At 59.8% G+C, this 18427-nt stretch carries 14 protein-coding genes and 1 pseudogene; 9 read left to right on the top strand and 6 right to left on the bottom strand.

What is annotated here, in order from left to right; genetic code table 11:
• Positions 1-143 precede the first annotated feature (143 nt).
• From ACFQ2F_RS12955 to ACFQ2F_RS12940, 4 genes are all read left to right on the top strand, one after another.
• The gene (locus tag ACFQ2F_RS12955) at positions 144-1223 is read left to right on the top strand and encodes an efflux RND transporter periplasmic adaptor subunit (protein WP_379090511.1); all 1080 of its coding nucleotides are present in this window, start codon (positions 144-146) and stop codon (positions 1221-1223) included.
• Positions 1224-1226: 3 nt separating this feature from the next.
• Entirely contained in the window at positions 1227-4391 is a 3165-nt protein-coding gene (locus ACFQ2F_RS12950) for an efflux RND transporter permease subunit (RefSeq protein ID WP_379090509.1), read from the top strand.
• Positions 4322-4660, top strand: a complete 339-nt coding sequence (locus ACFQ2F_RS12945; protein WP_379090507.1) for a DUF3240 family protein — start codon at positions 4322-4324, stop codon at positions 4658-4660. The genes ACFQ2F_RS12950 and ACFQ2F_RS12945 overlap by 70 nt, the downstream gene beginning before the upstream one ends.
• A gap of 86 nt (positions 4661-4746) precedes the next feature.
• Positions 4747-5289: a tyrosine-protein phosphatase gene (locus ACFQ2F_RS12940; protein ID WP_379090505.1), complete on the top strand. Its 543-nt coding sequence runs from the start codon at positions 4747-4749 to the stop codon at positions 5287-5289.
• Here ACFQ2F_RS12940 and ACFQ2F_RS12935 read toward each other — a convergent pair.
• From ACFQ2F_RS12935 to ACFQ2F_RS12925, 3 genes are all read right to left on the bottom strand, one after another.
• Positions 5229-8411: an efflux RND transporter permease subunit gene (locus tag ACFQ2F_RS12935; RefSeq protein ID WP_379090503.1), complete on the bottom strand. Its 3183-nt coding sequence runs from the start codon at positions 8409-8411 to the stop codon at positions 5229-5231. The two genes, ACFQ2F_RS12940 and ACFQ2F_RS12935, sit on opposite strands and share 61 nt — an antisense overlap.
• A complete protein-coding gene (locus ACFQ2F_RS12930; RefSeq protein ID WP_379090501.1) occupies positions 8408-10216 on the bottom strand; it encodes an efflux RND transporter periplasmic adaptor subunit in 1809 nt (602 codons plus the stop codon). Before ACFQ2F_RS12930 ends, ACFQ2F_RS12935 begins: the two co-directional genes overlap by 4 nt.
• Before the next feature lie 109 nt (positions 10217-10325).
• Complete coding sequence (locus tag ACFQ2F_RS12925) at positions 10326-10739, bottom strand: hypothetical protein (protein ID WP_379090499.1); 414 nt, start codon at positions 10737-10739, stop codon at positions 10326-10328.
• A 227-nt stretch (positions 10740-10966) separates the two neighbouring features.
• Here ACFQ2F_RS12925 and ACFQ2F_RS12920 point away from each other — a divergent pair, with 227 nt between their 5' ends.
• A complete protein-coding gene (locus ACFQ2F_RS12920) occupies positions 10967-11833 on the top strand; it encodes an aldo/keto reductase (protein ID WP_379090720.1) in 867 nt (288 codons plus the stop codon).
• Between the two features lie 80 nt (positions 11834-11913).
• Here the strand turns inward: ACFQ2F_RS12920 and ACFQ2F_RS12915 are convergent, their stop codons facing one another.
• Positions 11914-12264: a hypothetical protein gene (locus ACFQ2F_RS12915; RefSeq protein ID WP_379090497.1), complete on the bottom strand. Its 351-nt coding sequence runs from the start codon at positions 12262-12264 to the stop codon at positions 11914-11916.
• Positions 12265-12273: 9 nt separating this feature from the next.
• A pseudogene (locus ACFQ2F_RS12910) lies at positions 12274-12603 on the bottom strand (toxin-activating lysine-acyltransferase); the annotation flags it as partial.
• A gap of 1260 nt (positions 12604-13863) precedes the next feature.
• Between ACFQ2F_RS12910 and ACFQ2F_RS12905 the strand changes: the two are divergent.
• From ACFQ2F_RS12905 to ACFQ2F_RS12890, 4 genes are all read left to right on the top strand, one after another.
• Positions 13864-14187: a hypothetical protein gene (locus ACFQ2F_RS12905; RefSeq protein WP_379090495.1), complete on the top strand. Its 324-nt coding sequence runs from the start codon at positions 13864-13866 to the stop codon at positions 14185-14187.
• 511 nt (positions 14188-14698) lie between these two features.
• Positions 14699-15589, top strand: coding sequence for an IS1595 family transposase (locus ACFQ2F_RS12900; protein WP_379090493.1), 891 nt, complete (start codon positions 14699-14701; stop codon positions 15587-15589).
• 195 nt (positions 15590-15784) lie between these two features.
• Positions 15785-16474, top strand: a complete 690-nt coding sequence (locus ACFQ2F_RS12895; RefSeq protein WP_379090491.1) for a hypothetical protein — start codon at positions 15785-15787, stop codon at positions 16472-16474.
• Complete coding sequence (locus ACFQ2F_RS12890) at positions 16471-16905, top strand: PIN-like domain-containing protein (RefSeq protein ID WP_379090489.1); 435 nt, start codon at positions 16471-16473, stop codon at positions 16903-16905. Before ACFQ2F_RS12895 ends, ACFQ2F_RS12890 begins: the two co-directional genes overlap by 4 nt.
• A gap of 1041 nt (positions 16906-17946) precedes the next feature.
• On the opposite strand, the gene ACFQ2F_RS12885 is transcribed toward ACFQ2F_RS12890, so the two are convergent.
• Positions 17947-18183, bottom strand: coding sequence for a hypothetical protein (locus ACFQ2F_RS12885; protein ID WP_379090726.1), 237 nt, complete (start codon positions 18181-18183; stop codon positions 17947-17949).
• Positions 18184-18427 lie beyond the last annotated feature (244 nt).

Genomic DNA, 18427 nt, shown 5'->3' with positions numbered 1-18427 from the left:
GCGTCCTCGAGCTTCAATTCGTTAGCTCGTCTAGCACGCGTTAGCTGAAATGAACCTGAAGAGCCCTGTCGTCATGGCCGGACCGCCGTTCAGGTTGGTTTCAGCTCCGTGTTCCAAGAGCTCCTCACACAAGAAATTTGAAAGTGAGAACGGAGCACGCCATGCGCCTGTTGTCTTTGACGAGGGTTCTGATTTTGGCCGCGGCCGCGGTCAGCACCGCCCCGGCTTCGGCCGAGACGAAGACCGTGGCCCTGACGGTAGCGCAGATGCAAAGCCTCGACATCAAGGTGGAGGCCGTGCGCCCGGCGGAGGTCGAGGCGATCGCGGTGCTCCCCGCCACCGTGATCCCGCCTTTGAACTCCCGCCTCGTGGCAACGGCGCCTTTTGCCGGCACCGTGACCCAGGTCCACGTTCTGCCCGGCGAGAAGGTCGATGGCCGGACGCCCGTGGCGACCATCTCCAGCCGCGAGCTGCTGGACGTCCAAGCCCAACTTTCCCAGTCCCAGGCCGAACTTCAGATGGCCGAGGCCATCGCCAAGCGGAAGCGTCTGCTGGCCGACAAAAACCTCCAAAGCCCGCTCCTCGCCATGGAGGCCGAGGCCCAGGTGGCGAAGATCCAAGCGGTCATCGAGCAGCATGAGAAGACACTCTCCTTGAATGGACTCATCTTGGGACGGGACGGCGAGTATTCGATCTCCGTGGCGAAGGACGGCACGGTCGCCGAGGTCAACGCCATGCCGGGCGAAATGATCGACACCATGGACCCGGTCGTGACCGTGGACACGAGCGACCGGCTCTGGGTCGAGGCCCAAATTCCCGCAAGCCTCGTCTCGCAGATCGAGCCGGGCATGGCGATCCAGGTGATCGGCGGCCCCGAAGGCCGCGTCGTATCGGTCGGCTCTGCCCTTCAGGGCATGACGCGATCGGCGCTCCTCTACGCCGAAATTCCTACCAACAGTGGTCTGGTGACCGGCCAGCTTGTGTCGATCCAGCTCCAGCGGCCTGCCGTGACAGGGGCCGTATCGGTGCCGGCCAAGGCCGTGGCTCAGATCGCCGGGAAGAGCGCTGTGTTCGTGCGTTGCGACGACGGCTTCACCATCCAGACGGTGGAGCTCCGCGGCAGGTCGCCTGAAGTTGCCACCATCGTTGGCGACCTGCCGCCGGATGCGGAAGTCGCGGCCAGCGGCCTCCCGCAGCTTGAGCAGATGCTGCAGGGGGACTAAGCGATGTTGAGCCGCCTGATCGAATTCTCTCTGACCCAGCGGGTCTTCATGCTGTTGGTCTACGCGCTCGTCGCGACTGCGGGTATCTATGCCTTCCGCACCATTCCCATCGATGCGTTCCCGGATATCTCACCCGTTCAGGTGAAGATGATCCTGAAAGCGCCCGGCATGACGCCGGAGGAGGTCGAGACCCGCGTCATCACTCCCATCGAGATGGAGCTGCTCGGCATTCCCGGACAGACCATCCTGCGGTCGGCAGCGAAATATGGCGTAGCCGACATCACCCTCGATTTCGAGGAAGGCACGGACATCTATTGGGCCCGCCAGCAGGTGGCGGAACGGCTGGCCGGCGTGCGCGGCGATCTGCCGGCGAGCGTTACCGGCGGTCTCGCGCCCGTATCCACGCCGCTCTCAGACGTCTTCATGTTCACCATCGAAGGCGGCGACCTCTCTTTGGAAGAGCGCCGGAGCCTCCTGGACTGGACCATCCGGCCCGCGCTTCGGACCATTCCGGGCGTGGCGGATGTGAATGCGCTAGGTGGCATGGTCCGCACCTTCGAGGTCACCCCCAATAGCGCGGCCCTCGCCACCGCCGGGCTTGGCGTCTCCGATCTGGCGACTGCCATCGAGGCAAGCAACCGCAATGACGGCGCTGGCCGGCTCAGCGAAGGCGAGAAGGCTCTCGTCGTGCGGTCCGAGGGCGCCATCACCACGCCCAGCGATTTGGAGCAGATCGTCCTGAAGATGGATGGTGACCGCGTGCTTCGTCTCAGCGATGTCGCATCGGTCAAGATCGGCAACCTGACGCGCTACGGCGCCGTAACCGAGGACGGCAAGGGCGAAGCCGTACAGGGGCTGGTGCTGTCCTTACGCGGTGCCGATGCCAGCGCAATCGTCGATTCCGTCCGGTCGATGCTCGAAGACCTTAAGCCGAGCTTCCCGCCGGGCGTTCGGATCGAGATGTTCTACGACCGCTCCGACCTGATCTCCAGCGCGGTCGGCACCGTGGGCAAGGCGCTCATGGAAGCGACCATCCTGGTCGTCATTCTTCTTGTGCTATTCCTCGGCAATCTCCGGGCCGCTTTCGTGGTCGCCGTCACGCTGCCCTTCGCGGCGCTGGTGACCTTCCTCATGATGCGGTGGTTCGGCATGACCGCCAATCTCATGAGCCTTGGCGGCTTGGCAATCGCCATCGGCCTCATCGTCGATGCCGCGGTGGTCGTGGTGGAGAATACCGTCGAGCGCCTTCAGCACGCCAAGCCGGGCGCGCAGGTGCCGAAGCTCCACGAGGTCTATCGGGCCGCGAGTGAGGTCGCCACGCCTGTGAGCGCCGGCATCGTCATCATCTGCCTGGTCTTTCTGCCGCTCCTTTCGCTCACGGGGCTGGAGGGCAAGCTGTTCGGGCCCGTGGCGCTGACCATGATCATGGCGCTCGCCGGTTCGCTGGTCCTCTCCCTGACGCTAATCCCGGTGCTGTCGTCATTCGTCCTCAAATCGGGCGCGCACTCCGATCCGTGGCTGATGCGCATGATGACGCGCGGCTACCGCGTCCTGCTGAAGGGCTGCCTGCGCTTTCCGCTGCCGGTCTATCTGTTCGCCGCGGCCGGCCTCGTGCTGCTCGTCATCGCTTATGGCGCCATCGGCAAGACCTTCATGCCGACCATGGATGAGGGCTCGGTGATCATGCAGGTCACCAAGTATCCTTCGATCAATCTGGACGCGAGCATCGACGGCGATCTGCTTATCGAGCGGGCCTTGAAGGATAAGGTGCCCGAGGTCGAGCGCATCGTTGCCCGTGTGGGCTCCGACGAGCTGGGCCTCGATCCCATGGGGCTCAACGAGACGGACATGTTCCTGGTCCTGAAGCCCAAGGACGAATGGCGCGTGCCCGACAAGACGTGGCTGATCGAACAGCTTCGCACCGCCATGGCCGACCTGCCCGGCTATGAGTTCGCCTTCACCCAGCCTATCGAGATGCGGACCGCGGAGATGCTGACCGGATCGCGGGGTGATTTGGCCATCAAGATCTTCGGCCCCGACCTGGAGACCCTATCCGAGCTGTCGGCAAACATTCAGACGACCCTGCGCAAGGTACCCGGCGCCGCCGAGGTGTCCACGGTTGCCAATGACACCGTCGACTACATGCAGATCGACGTGGACCGGCTGACGGCAGGACGTACGGGCCTCTCCGTCACCCGCCTGCAGGATGAGCTGCGCTCCATCGTCGAAGGCGCCAGGGCGGGAATCGTCGCGGAGCCGGGCCGGCGTACGGACATCGTTATTCGCGGCATGCCCTCGGTCCGGGAGGACCCGAACATCTTCGCCATGACACAGTTCGCGGCCGGCGACGGCGGTCTGGTGCGGGTCGGCGATGTTGCCTCCCTGGAGCGTGTCGCGGGTCCGATCAAGATCAACCGCGAGAACGCGTCGCGCTTCGCCGTCGTGCAAGCCTATGTCACGGGGCGCGACCTGGTCGGCTTCGTCGAGGAGGCCCAGAAGGCCGTCGCAGAGCAGGTTCCGCTCCCTGAAGGCTACCGGCTCGTCTGGGGCGGCCAATTCGAGAACCAGCGCCGAGCCGCCGCTCGCCTGTCCATCGTGATTCCAATCGCGCTGCTTCTCATCTTCGGGGTTCTGTTCGCGACCTTGCGCTCGATCCGGCAATCGCTGCTGATCCTCGCCAACGTGCCCTTCGCAATGGTGGGCGGCATGCTCGCCTTGTGGATGCTCGGCGAATACCTGTCCGTCCCCGCTTCGGTCGGCTTCATCGCGCTCCTCGGCATCGCCGTGCTCAACGGTCTGGTGCTCGTGAGCCACTTCAACGAGCTGCTCGCGGACGGGCTCGCGATCCGTGACGTCGTGTTCGAAGGGGCGGTGCGCCGGCTGCGGCCCGTGATGATGACGGCCAGCATCGCCGCGTTCGGCCTCGTGCCGCTCCTGTTTGCCACCGGTCCGGGTTCCGAGATCCAGAAGCCCCTGGCGATCGTGGTGATCGGCGGGCTCGTCACCTCGACCGCGCTCACGCTCATCCTTCTGCCCATCCTGTTCCGGCGCTTCGGCGTCGCGAAAGCCTCATCACAAACATCCGAGGGAACGCTCGTATGGACCAATCCCTTTGCAAGCTCACATTCGTCTGCCCGCCAGACAGCGCCACTCACATCACCGAATTGATGCTGAGCCTCGATCCGCCGCTCGCAGGTTTCACGACCTGGACGGTCGAGGGCCATGGCTTCGGTTTCGGCGATGCCACGGTCAGCGAACGGGTTCGCGGTCGCGTAAAGCGCAGCATGATCGTGGCTGTCCTGGACCGAAAGGTCGCCGCCGATCTCCTGGACGATATCGCGGCGAAGGGGGCCGTCCCGCATTTGACCTATTGGACCGAACCTGTCGACGGGTTTGGCCAGATGCGGCCGGCCGACCCGCCCGCACAGAGTTCATAGACATCAGAGCGCTAAAGTTTCGGGGGTATCAGCGTATGGGAGATTTGAAAGGATCGACGTCGGTTTTTCGCCTGCGGGTGAGGAGGATGAGCATCGCAGTCCTCGTCATGATCGGCCTTCTCGGGGCCTATCTCGGGATGCTCGAACTGTCGGGCAATTTCCGCAGCGTGATCGATGGCGAGTTCTACCGGTCGGGCCAGCCGAGTGCTGCGGATATCGCCCGGTATCAGAAAGCCCATGGCATCAAGACCATCATCAATCTGCGCGGCAAGAATGTCGGCAGGCGTTGGTACGATGCGGAGGTCGCAGCGTCCGAACGGCTCGGCATCACCCATCTGAATTTCAGGATGTCTTCCAAGCGTGGGCTGTCCCAGGAGCAGGCGGCGGAGCTGATCTCCATGATGGAGAAGGCCGAGAAGCCGCTCCTCATCCATTGCCACTCCGGCGCCGACCGCTCCGGCCTCGCCGCGGCTCTTTACGTCGCGGCGATCGCAAAGCTCGGGGAGATAGAGGCCGAGGATCAACTCTCCCCGACCTACGGCCACGTCCCGCTGCCCTTCCTTAGCGTCTACGCCATGGACGAAGCCTTCGAGGAGCTGGAGCCCTGGCTGGGCTTCCCGGACTCCTGAGGAGGCTCCGTTCGCGGTAGGCCGATGCCCTTGACCAACGCGTAGATCACCGGGATCACCACGAGGGTCAGCACGGTGGAGGAGACCATGCCGCCGATCATCGGCACGGCGATCCGCTGCATGACCTCCGAGCCCGTGCCGTGGCTCCACATGATGGGCAAGAGTCCCGCCATGATGGCCGCCACGGTCATGATCTTCGGCCGGACACGATCGACCGCGCCGGTCTCGATGGCGGCGTAGAGGTCTCCCATCGTGAAAGGCTCGCCCTCTTGCTCCCGTTTCGCCTTCAGCTCCTTCAGGGCACTGTCGAGATAGATCAGCATCACCACGCCGGTCTCCGCCGCGACGCCGGCCAGCGCGATGAAGCCCACAACGACGGCGACGGAGAGGTTGAAGCCGAGCCACCACATCAGCCAGAAACCGCCGACCAGGGCGAAGGGCACCGACAGCATGACGATAAGGGTCTCGGTGAGCCGTCGAAAGTTCAGATAGAGCAGCAGGAAGATGATCAGGAGCGTGAGCGGCACGACGATCTGAAGCCGCTGCTTGGCGCGCTGCATGTATTCGTATTGCCCGCTCCAAGAGACGTAATAGCCGAGGGGAAAATCGACCTGCTCGGACACGGCTTTCTGCGCATCCGCCACGAAGCTACCGATGTCGCGGTCCCGGAAATCCACGAAGATATAGAGCGCGAGCTGAGCATCCTCGGTGCGGATCATGGTCGGCCCCTGAGACAAGCTCACCTTGGCGACTTCGCCCAGCGGCACGGTGCCGCCCGCCGGTGTTGGGATCAGCACCTGGTTCGCGATGGCCGTGGGATCGTTGCGGTAGTTTCGCGGATAGCGGACCGCGACGTTGTAGCGTTCGCGGCCCTCCACGGTGGAGGTCACCGGCTGGGCACCCAGCGCCGTGGCGATCACGTCCTGCACGTCGCCGACCATCAGACCGTAGCGGGCAAGCCGGCTGCGGTCGGGGTCGATGTTGATGTAGTAGCCGCCGATGGCGCGCTCGGCATAGGCGCTCGTGGTGCCGGGCACGGTGCGGATAGCGGCTTCGATCTCCCGCGCAAGACGTTCCATCTCGCCGAGATCTGTGCCGAAGACCTTGACGCCGACCGGTGTGCGGATGCCCGTGGACAGCATGTCGATGCGGGCCTTGATGGGCATGGTCCAGGCGTTGGAGACGCCGGGGAACTGCAGGGAGTCATCCATCTCGGAGATGAGCCCGTCGAGGGTCATCCCGTCGCGCCATTCGCTCTCCGGCTTGAGATTGATGACCGTCTCGAACATCTCCATGGGCGCGGGGTCGGTCGCCGTGGAGGCGCGCCCCGCCTTGCCCCAGACGGAGTCCACCTCCGGGAAGGTCTTGATGATCTTGTTCTGGGTCTGCAACAGCTCGCCCGCCTCGGTCACCGAGATGCCGGGCAGGGTGGTGGGCATATAGAGCAGGGTGCCTTCGTTGAGATTGGGCATGAACTCGCTGCCGAGCTTGGAGGCCGGCCATAGGCTGACCGCGAGCACGGCGATGGCCACCACGATCACGAGGGCCTTGAACCGCAAGGCGAATTCGATCACCGGGCGGTAGATCCAGATCAGGAAGCGGTTCACCGGGTTCTTCCGCTCCGGAATAATCTTGCCGCGCACGAAGATCACCATGAGCGCAGGCACCACCAGCACCGATAAGAGGGCGGCCGCCGCCATGGCGAAGGTCTTGGTGTAGGCGAGCGGCTTGAAGAGCCGGCCTTCCTGGGCTTCGAGGGCGAAAATCGGCAGGAAGGAGACGGTGATGATGAGCAGGCTGAAGAACAGCGCTGGTCCGACCTCCGTCGCGGCCTCGATCAGCACCTCAGTGCGCGGCTTGCCTTCGGGCGCGCGCTCCAGATGCTTCAGCGCATTCTCGATCATGACGATGGCGGCGTCCACCATGGCGCCGATGGCGATGGCGATGCCGCCGAGGCTCATGATGTTCGACGACAGACCCAAGCCCCACATGCAGATATAGGCGATCAGCACGCCGAGCGGCAGCGTGATGATGGCCACCAGCGCGCTGCGCGCATGCATCAGGAAGATGACGCAGATCAGAGCGACGATAATGCTCTCTTCGATGAGCGTGTTCCGCAGATTATCGATGGCGCGGTAGATCAGGTCGGAGCGGTCGTACACGGTCTCCAGGGTGACGCCCTCGGGCAGGCTGGGCGCGACTTCGGCCAAGCGCTCCTTGGCATTCTGGATGACCGACAGGGCGTTCTCGCCGAAGCGCTGCAGGGCGATGCCGGAGACGACCTCGCCTTCGCCGTTCAACTCCGTGAGACCGCGGCGCTCCTCTGGCACGAGCTCGACGCGCGCCACGTCCTTGAGCAGGACCGGCACGCCGGAATCGTTCTTCACGACGATCTCTTCGAGGTCGGACATGTTTTTGATGTAGCCGCGGCCGCGCACCATGTATTCGTGCTCGGCCATCTCCACCGTGCGGCCGCCCACATCGATATTGCTCTCGCGGATGACCTCGCGGATCTTCTCCAGCGGGATGTTCAGAGCCTGCAGTCGTCTTGGATCGACGACCACGCTGTACTGCTTCACGAAGCCGCCGACGCTCGCCACCTCGGCGACGCCTTGCGCCTTGGCCAGTCCGAACCGGACATACCAGTCCTGCAAGGTGCGCAGCTCGGCGAGGCTCTGCTGTTCCCCCTGGACGATGTATTGATAAACCCAGCCGACACCGGTCGCGTCGGGGCCGAGTTCCGGCGTAACGCCGGAAGGCAGGTCCTGGGCGGCGGCGCTCAGATATTCCAGCACGCGGGAGCGCGCCCAATAGATGTCGGTGTCCTCCTCGAAGATCACGTAGACGAACGAGACGCCGAAATAGGAGAAGCCGCGCACCACGCGGGCCTTGGGCACGGTGAGCATGGCCGTGGTGAGCGGATAGGTGACCTGATCCTCCACCACCTGCGGCGCCTGGCCCGGATATTCGGTGAACACGATCACCTGGACGTCGGACAGATCCGGAATGGCGTCCAGCGGCACCTTGGTGACGGCGTAGATGCCGAGGAAGGTGACGAAGATCGTGCCGAGACCGACCAGAAAGACGTTGCGGGCCGACCAGCGAATGATCCTGGCAATCATTGGGTCATTCCCTCTTCGGTCATTTCCTCATCAGCCATTCCCTCGCCGGCCATTCCCTCGACGGGCTTGTCCTGGTCGAAGGTCTGCAGCGCCGCCTTCAGCTTGCTCTCCGAGTCGATGAGGAAGGTGGCGGAGGTCACGACCTCTTCGCCTTCCGAGACGCCTTCCAGGATCTCGACATAGTTCTGACCCCGGCGGCCCAATTTCACTTCACGGGGCTGGAAGCGGCCCCCGCCCTTGGCGATCAGCACCACCGTGCGGGCGCCGCTGTCGATCACGGCATCGTCCGGCACGGCAACGACGTCGGGTGCCTCAGCACCGCGATGAAAGACCACGTCGGCATACATGCCAGGCCGCATATCGCCGTCCGGGTTGGGCAACTCGATGCGGACGGGAACGGTCCGCGTCTGCATGTTCGTCATGTGCGGATAGACGAAGGTGACCTTGCCTTCGTGGGGCTTGTTGGGGAACGCGCGCAGGGTCACGGTGGCCGGCGCGCCTACGGCGACCTCCCCGATATCGGCTTCGGCGACCTCGGCAATGACCCAGACATGGTCGGTATTGGCGATGCGGAACAACTCCTCGCCCGCCTCGACGAATTGCCCTTTCAGGACATCCTTGCTCATCACGTGACCGGTTGCGGGCGCCGGCCAATCGAGGGTTCTCGGGTTCTTCTTCGTCTCGATAACCTCTTCGATGCGGCTCTGGGGCACGTCGAGATTGCGCAGCTTCTGGATAGCGCCTTCGACCTCGCGGTCGGAGCCCGTGCGGCTTCTGCTGCGCAACGACACCAGCAGGTCGACTTGCGCCAGTTGGATCTGCGAGCTGTAGAACCGGAACATCGGTTCGCCGGCCTCGACATGCTGCCCCATGCGGTCGACGAACAGATCTTCGATATAGCCATCGGAACGGACGGTGACGACGGAGATGGTCGACTCGTCATGCTCGACCGTGCCGACGCCGCGCACCTCACGGGAGAGGGCCTTGCGGCCGACTTTCTCGGTCTTCACGCCGCTCCGCTGGATCTTGTCGAGGCTGACCTTGACCGTGTCGCCGCCTTCGGCCTCGTCGGCATAGACGGGGATGTAGTCCATCCCCATGGAGTCTTTCTTGGGCACCGGGGACGTATCCGGCAGGCCCATGGGATTACGGTAATAAAGGATCTCCCGCTCGCCGTCGGCGTCGCTGCTCGCCTCGCCTTTTCCTTTCTCGTCGCTCGCCTCGCCGTGATTGTAATCCTCGTGATCCATGGCATCGCCGCCCATGGAGTCGTGGTCCATGGCATCGCTGTCCATGGACTCGCCGCTCATGGACCCATGGTCCATGGAATCGTGATCCATCCCGGAATGCTCGTCGGCCTTGTGGCCTTCGGCATCGTGATCCATCCCGGCCTGACCGTCCTCGCCTTGATGATCATGCCCGGCGTCATCCGGTTTTTCGTCGCCCTCATCGGCATAGACGGGGATGTAATCCATGCCCATGGAATCCTTCTTGGGCACGGGGGAGGTGTCCGGCGAACCCATAGGGTCACGGTAATAGAGGACCTCACGGCCGTTCTCGCCGTTCTCGGCTTGATCGTGATCGGAGCCGTGGCCCGTATGGTCGTGACCGGAATGCTCGCCGTCGGCGGCATCGTGATCGGCATGGTCGTGACCGGCCGCTTCGGGCGGAGCCTCACCGTGATCGTGCTGCTCCGCCGCGGTGGCGGGCTTCGGTTCGGGCCAATACCCGGAATAGAGCAAACTGCCGCCAAGACCGGCGGCGATGCCGGCAGCCAGCAGCGCCAAGCTGTTCAGACGCTTCATTCTGCGCCTCCAAAAATCCTTGTTGGGGGCCCTGCGTGAGGCAGGGACACGTGCACGCTATCGCCCGCGGCCTAAGCCAGGCGGGTACGGAAAGCGCTCTCTCAAGGATTTAGAGGCGAGGAGGCGGGAAGGGCGGGTTTTCGGAGGTGGATTGCAGGCTGTCGGCCACCAGCTCCTCCCGCAAGGGAAGAAGCGCCGGACGGGGCATATCCGTGGCGCTCACGGTGGCCGCCTGAATTACCGAGCATTTCGCCAGACAAGCGCCGGATTGGTCGCAGTCGCTCTTGACTGGCTTCTCGCAGGGCGTCGCGCTCCCATGACAGCAATCGTCGTGAGAGATGTGATGCTCCATAGCGGCCGACATGCCGGGAGCCCCATGGGTGGTTCCGTGGTCCATGCCGTGGGCCGTCATTTCGGACGACATGCCGGCCATCATCGCGCTCATCGTGTGGGCCGCCGCAGCAGGCGAGGCGGCGAGCGAAAGCGCGATAAGACCGACCAATATGGCGCGAAGCTTCGTCATCGGTGCCGATTATTCGGCTGTCCCTCCTCCGGTCAAGTCAATAAGTCTTGAGGTCATGTCAGTCTCGGCGCGCTTTGCCGTTCTCCGGCGTGCGATCATCGCATGCGCGGCGGTTGGTACGCTGTTCGAGGCGAGGGGATATGTGGCAACCTGTCTGCGCCGGCGCCCACAACCCTGCAATCGAGGAAGACATCATGATGGACATCACCAGAAGACCTTTCGCGGCGATGAGTGCGGACGGTGGGTCCGGCGGCGGCGCGGCGCATGGGGAGCCGACACCGCAGATTGTGAGCTTGCCCGGCGGCGGCAACGCTCCGGCGCTCGGCATGGGATCTTGGCAGCTCGCCGAGGGACGCCACCCGATCGAGCAGGAAAAGGAAGCCCTGCAGACTGGCTTGTCTCTCGGCATGACCTTGATCGACACCGCCGAGATGTATGGCTCCGGCGCATCCGAAGAGATGGTCGGGACTGTCATCGCGGGCCAGCGGGAGAAGGTCTTCCTCGTCTCGAAGGTTCTGCCCACCAATGCTACGCGCGCTGAGGATATCCGCAGCGCCTGCGCCGGCAGCCTGAAGCGCCTGAAGACCGACTTCCTGGACCTCTATCTGCTCCATTGGCGCGGCGGCGTGCGCCAGCTCGATGTCGTGGTGGACGCCTTCGAGTCTTTGAAGGAAGAAGGCAAGATCCGCCGCTGGGGCGTCTCAAATTTCGGCGTCGCGGACATGGAGGAGCTTTTCGGCATCGACGGCGGCGGCGGTTGCGCCACCAATCAGGTGGATTACAGCCTGACCACGCGCGGCATCGAAGCCGACCTCATCCCGTGGAGCGTGCGCGAAGGCGTGCCCATCATGGCCTATTCGCCGCTCGGAACGGGAAGCGGCCATATCCTGGACAATCCGGTTCTGGCGGAAGTTGCGGACCGGCATGGAGTGACGCCTGCGGCGGTCGCCATCGCCTGGACCATGCGCAACGGCGAGACCATCTCCATCCCCGAATCCGGAACGCTGGAGCATATCCGCGAAGATGCCGCCGCCCTTGGCCTGAAGCTAAGCGAAGAGGATCTGGCCGACCTCGACCGCGCCTTTCCAGCGTAGCCGCGTTTCGCAACGCTGGAGCTTCTTTGCATTCAACGCTCGTATCGAGAAATATAACCTTTGAGTTATCCATCTTATATTTATTCCTCGATAAAAAACGAATTACTTAGCCGTTCTCGCACTTCTTCACTATCCAAGCTCTTCCTTCGGCCTATTAAAACTGATTCAGCAAAACCTAGTGCAATCTTGTAGGCCGCTTGATACGGATAGGGCATACCTCTTGACAAAGCATATTCTCGAGCAATTCTGCTTATCTGGGCCTGCTGTATTTCGGATTCTTCATCAGTCTGAGTTGGGTTAGCCATATGGTCTCTAATCAGAGCAACGAATTCTTCGTTTTTCAGGGCTTCCTTCGCATAACGAATGGCCTCATCTGCCGTAATCGTGTATTTTGACTTCTGCGGTGACGACTTTATTTCATCATTGCTCATCACACTCACCTATTGAACCACCTGCACTTCCGACTTTCCCTCGCCTGAGACCGCCACGTAGTGGAGCTCTTCGTTGGGGAAGACGTTGGCCTTGAAGTTCTGGATCATCTCCACGGGCGCACCGAAGGGGGAGATCACCTCGACCACCCAAAGCCGGTCGCCGCAGTTCCATTCCTGCGGGCGGAGCTTGGAGGTGCCGGCGGCAAGCCGCGCCTCGACCTCTTCATTGACGCGTCCCCAGAGCACCACGCCGACCGGCTTGTTCTGTGCGTAGAACAGGCGGAACTGGCGCAGAAGAATGGGCGGCATGACGAACCACTCGAGGTCCGAGATGAAGACCTGCTGGTGTCCCGACCCGCTTAGATTGTGCTATCAAAGATAGTGTCGGGATTCGATAACAATCTTCACGTGTCTTCACCACCGACCGGCGGGAAACGATCGGCTGCGCCTTTTGCGGCAAAAAACGATGATTTGCGTCGCTGGTGCGTTGCCAGACATGCTAGTGGTGGTTGTGCGCACATCAACGCGAGGCACCATGCCCATGCCTTCGAGGCTCCGCTTGCACTCTGAACTAGTCAGGCATGCTAACGGTGACTTTTAGGTTGTTATTGAACAGGAGCGCTCGTAGATAGGGAAAAAATGGTCCATGAGCTCAGTTACGGACCATCCACTCGACAAACAATCCAGTCAAATCAAATATGCTAGTAGTTATTATTGTCGTTAGCTTAATAATCGCAATAATCTTATTCGTGCGAATTTTTACTTGCGCCCTATCAAAGTTTCTGTTTTTCAAATTTGAGCATGAATATATTGATTACTACAAGAAAAGGAATGGACATTCCCCCTCTACGTCAAAGTTATTCTGGAGCGCTCGTGGAGTCTATGACATAGGCTTTTACCTTCGAAAGTTGGAGGATAGAGACTTTAAGGAAAGACTGTTCTTTTCTCAGATGGCGTTGGTAACGACTATAGCAACATTGACATTTTCGTTTTGGTACTTAGTGACGAAATCATAGAACACCTAAAGCTTTAGGGGACACCAAAATGTCAAATGCAGACTACATTATACCCGACTCGATACTGGACCAGATTCCGGGCCTAGTTGACCAGGCTAAACAGTCATGGGCAGATATCAGAGCCGACATGGCAAGCAAGTCTGGCGTACATCAGACTCAGTTTCAGTCAGTTGGTGTTTCTCTGGGTTGGACTATATCTCCCACTGCAGTTTCTCCTTTTTCTGTAACTGGAACTACTACTGTCTTGGTAGACACGAACAATACTCATGTTACGGCACCGTTTTAATCCGGATTGAACGCAAGAACTAGAGGGAGGAAAGAATAGGTCAGCCGCCGTAAACGATCGGTCGCATCTGTTGCTGGCCTATCCAATAGTCACGCGCCAACTCCAATGATGCTTTAGGCTCACCAATACACAAGGCTACGCTATATATATTGCTGTTTGCTGCAGTCTTGTATGCTGCTTATCAAGCTGTATGGATCAATTTATGGATTGGCGAAAGAGCCTACGATAAAAGTTTGGATAACTTATATTTTGAATTTTTGATCCGAAATGGTAGAGGATTGAAAGCAAGTACGGATAATGCTTTTCCGCATTCCGACTATAAATATATCTGCCGTTTTTGATATTTATGGACTTGATTTACTTATTAACGAAGATCAATTTCAAATTGCTGCTGAAAATTTTAGAAATAGATCTTATGCATCAAGTGATTTGGTTTGGCCGATAGTTCTGGTCGGAGACCGGAGCTACAGAATATTTTATATAAACTATTATGAAGAGCCTTACGGTATTGAGTCGGTTCCAAGTTGCTTTGACTTTGAAGACGTAAATATAGAAATCGAAAGCCCAGGGTTCGAAAACGGGCAGAAGAACTCTGGAACCATAACCGTATGGGGCAGCTAGTAGGCATGCTGGCTGATGCGAGGGAGATAGAGCATGTCGGACATGGTGCGCCCACGCATTGAGGGATCCAGACTCGCGCCTCCAATGGGCCAGGACAGGCTCACCGTCGAAGGCCGGCAACGCCGCGCAGGATCCGAATCGGTCGTCGCGGAAAGCGCGAAGTGGTCACCCCATGACACTGGCCCATGAGATTTAACGCATGCTAGCTATGGCTGTGGTGGCATTAGTGCTCTGGCGGCTGAGAACGGCGAGTTCCAATGCGAGTATGCGACTGCCGTCGCTTCTTAACGGCTCAGTTGACGGTTGAAACATGCAGTTATTTGAAATCGTTGATCTGCCTGTTCGGCTAATGGCGGTTCGCAAGTGAGCGCAGAATCAGCACAATCGGAGAAAAGTTGGCGAAGGGTTGCCGGAGTAGGCGTGAAAATTGCCGCTGTTTCTGTGTTTAGCTCCATAGTGATACGGTATTATCCCCTTGACCCAAGTACGCTGATGCCCTATATTACTGGGTATGAGCAAGAGCAAATCACCAGCCTTTTCCGTTCGCGACTTCTTCAAGCGCTTTCCTGATGACGATGCGTGCCTTGAGCACGTGATGGCCGTCCGCTATGGCCTTCGTCATGAGTGCGGCAAGTGCGGCGGTGACGCGACGTTCCATCGGATCACGGGACGTCCCGCTTACGCCTGCGCTCACTGCGGCCATCACATTCACCCGCTGGCAGGCACCATCTTTCAGGACACTCGTACGCCGCTCCAGAGCTGGTTCTACGCGATCTTCCTCTTTGTCACGACGCGCCACGGCGTGTCCGGCAAAGAGCTTCAGCGTACGCTCGGCGTCACCTACAAAACCGCCTGGAGGATCGGCCAACAGATCCGCAAGCTGATGGAGAAGGCGGAAGGCTTCGCCATGCTGCAAGGCCACGTCGAAGCGGATGAGGCCTACGTGGGAGGCAAGCGCTCTGGCGGTAAGCGTGGCCGCGGCGCTCCCGGTAAGACCGTGGTATTCGGCATGGCTGAGCGTGACGGTCGTATCGTCGCCGTCCCGGTCGAGAACGTCCGCAAGGACACGCTGCGCCGTCACGTGCTCAAGAACGTCGAGGAAGGCTCCACCGTCTCGACGGATGAGCTGATGAGCTACGGCTTACTAGAGGGTGATGGCTACAAGCACGGTGTTGTGAAGCACGGCGCTAAGGAGTTCGCCTATTACGACTACCGGCACGGCGCATGGCACCATACCAACACGATTGAGAGCTTCTGGCGGCTGTTCAAGATCAGCGTTCGCTCGACGCACATTCACGTGTCGAGCAAATACATGCAGCGCTATCTCAACGAGTTCGCTTTCCGGTCGAACCACCGGGAGATGCAGAACGCGATGTTCGATCTTCTGATTGCTCGTGTGTGATCAGGGCCTTCAGCGTCCGATCAACATCGGCCCTGTTTGCAGGGCCGATCCCTCTCGCCTCTTCCTGAGAAACGAACTCATCTAATCGGCCGGAACTGAGCGCAGAACGTAAGGTTAATCGTGTACCCGCCATCTTGCCTCGATGCTAGGTGGTGCCTGCAAATCAGTGTAGCATCAAATCGGAGGTCCCGTGAAATGAATGATATGAGCGACCTTCTCGGTGGGTATTACACTGTGCCGGATGCTGCGCGGTTGCTAGAGGTCGCGCCGCAGAAAGTACGGGGCTGGCTGGCTGGCTATCCGAGGACGAAGGCCGACCCGCTTCTAGAGAATGAAGTGGGATGGGCAGAGAAAAGATTTGCCCTGAGCTTCACCAATCTAATGGAGGTCCGGTTTGTCGCCGCGTTCTCCGGCATCGGTGTTCAAACTCGCGCCATCCGTGAGATGCTCACGGAAGCGAAGGAGCTTCTTAAGCATCCTCACCCCTTTGCAACGAACGCGATCTTCAAGACTGACGGGAAAAGAATCTTTGTAGAGGCTGCGGAAGCAACCGAAGATAGGGTTCTTTACGATCTGCAAGCCAAAAACTGGGCGATGCACGAGATTATTGTGCAGTCATTGATTGACGGGGTGGAATACGATCCGCAGGGCGATGCGAAAGCATGGCATCCCCGGAGGTATGAGGCACCAAACGTTATTGTCAGAGCTGCGCAGGCGTTCGGCCAGCCGATAATGGATGAATCCGGCGTCCCCACACGGATACTCTTTGACGCCTTCCTAGCAGAGGGCGAAACAGAAGAGAGTGTATCTCGCTGGTACGGCGTCAACCCAGAAACAGTCAAAGAAGCGGTGCGATTTGAGACGCTTCTCAAGCGAGCGCTGTGAAGGTCGTTCTAGACGAGTGCCTCCCAATTGTGTTGGTGGAAGCTTTTCAAGCCTTCGCTGACAGGCAGATAATTGCTCACGAGATAGTCCACGCTAAACAATACCGGCCAGACGGCGAGAAGGGTGACAAGAACTGGATCATCCGATTCGCCGAAGACGGTGGAGAGGTGGTGATTTCGGGAGATACTCAGATGCGGCAGAAGCCGCACGAGCGCCTAGCCCTCTCCAGGGCCGGTCTAATCACGATTTTTTTTGAGCCTAGGTGGGGAAGGGCCAACTGCTTTGTCAAAGCAGCCATGATGCTCCGGTGGTGGCCAAAGATTGATGAGCACATAGCGACTGCATCAGCAGGTTCCTGCTGGGAAATACCGTATCTGTGGAACTGGAAACCCCTCCGAGATGTCAGCGCCCGTCCAGATCAGGTTCTATAAACTTGGGTCAAGGGGATAATCCCGTATTCTTTTACTATAATTTTCCTGATTGCTTTAGCATGCACTTGTCAAAGATTGTTGGGTCGAGTTCCTCTTTATGTATATATCGTGCCATATCCGGTTTATATGGCATCGATTTATCTTAGATATACTATCGCACCCGAAATCACTTGGTACACCGATCCTCCTGAGGGGAACGTGTATATGAGTCCAGTCGATTTCACCTTGTCTTATACTCCGTACATGTTGCCCGTACTGGTCTTTATGTGGTGGTACGTTAAAAAGCCTGTTCGCACTGGGCAGGAATCGCGACCTCAATCGGCCTGATTTCTCTCCAGAGACTTTGCAGTGGACGCACACCGTGGCGAAGCAAAATTCGGCCACGTCTTGGCCCGAGATTCCTACTCAGCGACGCAGTCGGCACGTCTACTACAAAGATATATCTACGGAATTTTCGTCAGTGACACTGGTCGAGCGCGTAATCTTCGCATTCGTGTGCTCCCCACTCACGGGAGCACTCATGATAGAGGCACTCATGGCCAAAACAGGTTCGTCGTCGAGGTGCGACAGCGCCGGGCACGAGACGAATGGTCGTCGCGGCGAGCGCGCAACAACCTTTGAGAGAGAATGAAACCCTACCAGGTGGGTGGCTGTGCTGCGAGACTGGAGCGAACCGGTCTCCCCGAAAGTTTTCGCTGTTAGCCGCGAAAGTACAGGGAAATTCGCCAATAGCGAGCCGCCCGCGGAGCCGGTGCGCAGCGAAACCACCGTTTTTGGGCTCAGTTCCCTAGTGAGCTAACAGCGAATCTTATATCTCGATCAGGCAAATCGACGAGCCAGGGTGCGCATCCGCGCGCGGAGGATTGATTATTTGGGCAACGTGGGGCCGGCCCGCTGACGACTTCGCCACTCAGCGCGATCTAGTAGAGTCGTTTGGCCTGTCCTCTGAACCTTTCGATCTGGTGATCGGTCCTGACGCGTCTCACACCGTTGCCCGCCGAAGTCGCAGCGAGTTGAGCGCCACAGAAATCGACGAGGCGCTCATTGCGAAGGCAGCGAACATCGGACTGATGAGAATGCCGAAGAAGGGAAACAGAGCGCCTGCGGCAACCGGCACCCCGGCGGTATTGTGAATAAGAGGAAGGAGAGCGGGAAAAGGGGTCCGGCGAATTCCGCCATCTGACCTCTCAGGGCCAGGATGCCGGCCCCGATCATGACGCCGGTTCCCATGGCGATCGCGCCAGGCAGGGTGATGCTGTTCTGGTTGTCTTCGAACATCTTTCTCCGTTCCAAATTCGTCCTTCAGGATCCGCCCCGAGCTGAGAAGTAAAACGCGAAGGATATCTTCAGAAGAAGCGCAATCAGAGTGAACAGTGTCGGAGGTAGCTTCCCGCGATTGAGGGTCAAGAGCCAAGGCCAATCGATGCCCAGTTGGGTCTGGTCGAGTGACGGTCGGGACTTGCCTGAGGAGGTGTGGCAGGAGGTGCACGCCGCCCTTGGGGCAGTCGCCAGCCCATCACTA

Origin of the sequence: Methyloligella solikamskensis (assembly GCF_042676065.1) — a bacterium.
Taxonomy (GTDB): Bacteria; Pseudomonadota; Alphaproteobacteria; order Rhizobiales; family Methyloligellaceae; genus Methyloligella; species Methyloligella solikamskensis.
This window is presented reverse-complemented; position numbering and strand designations above follow the sequence as displayed.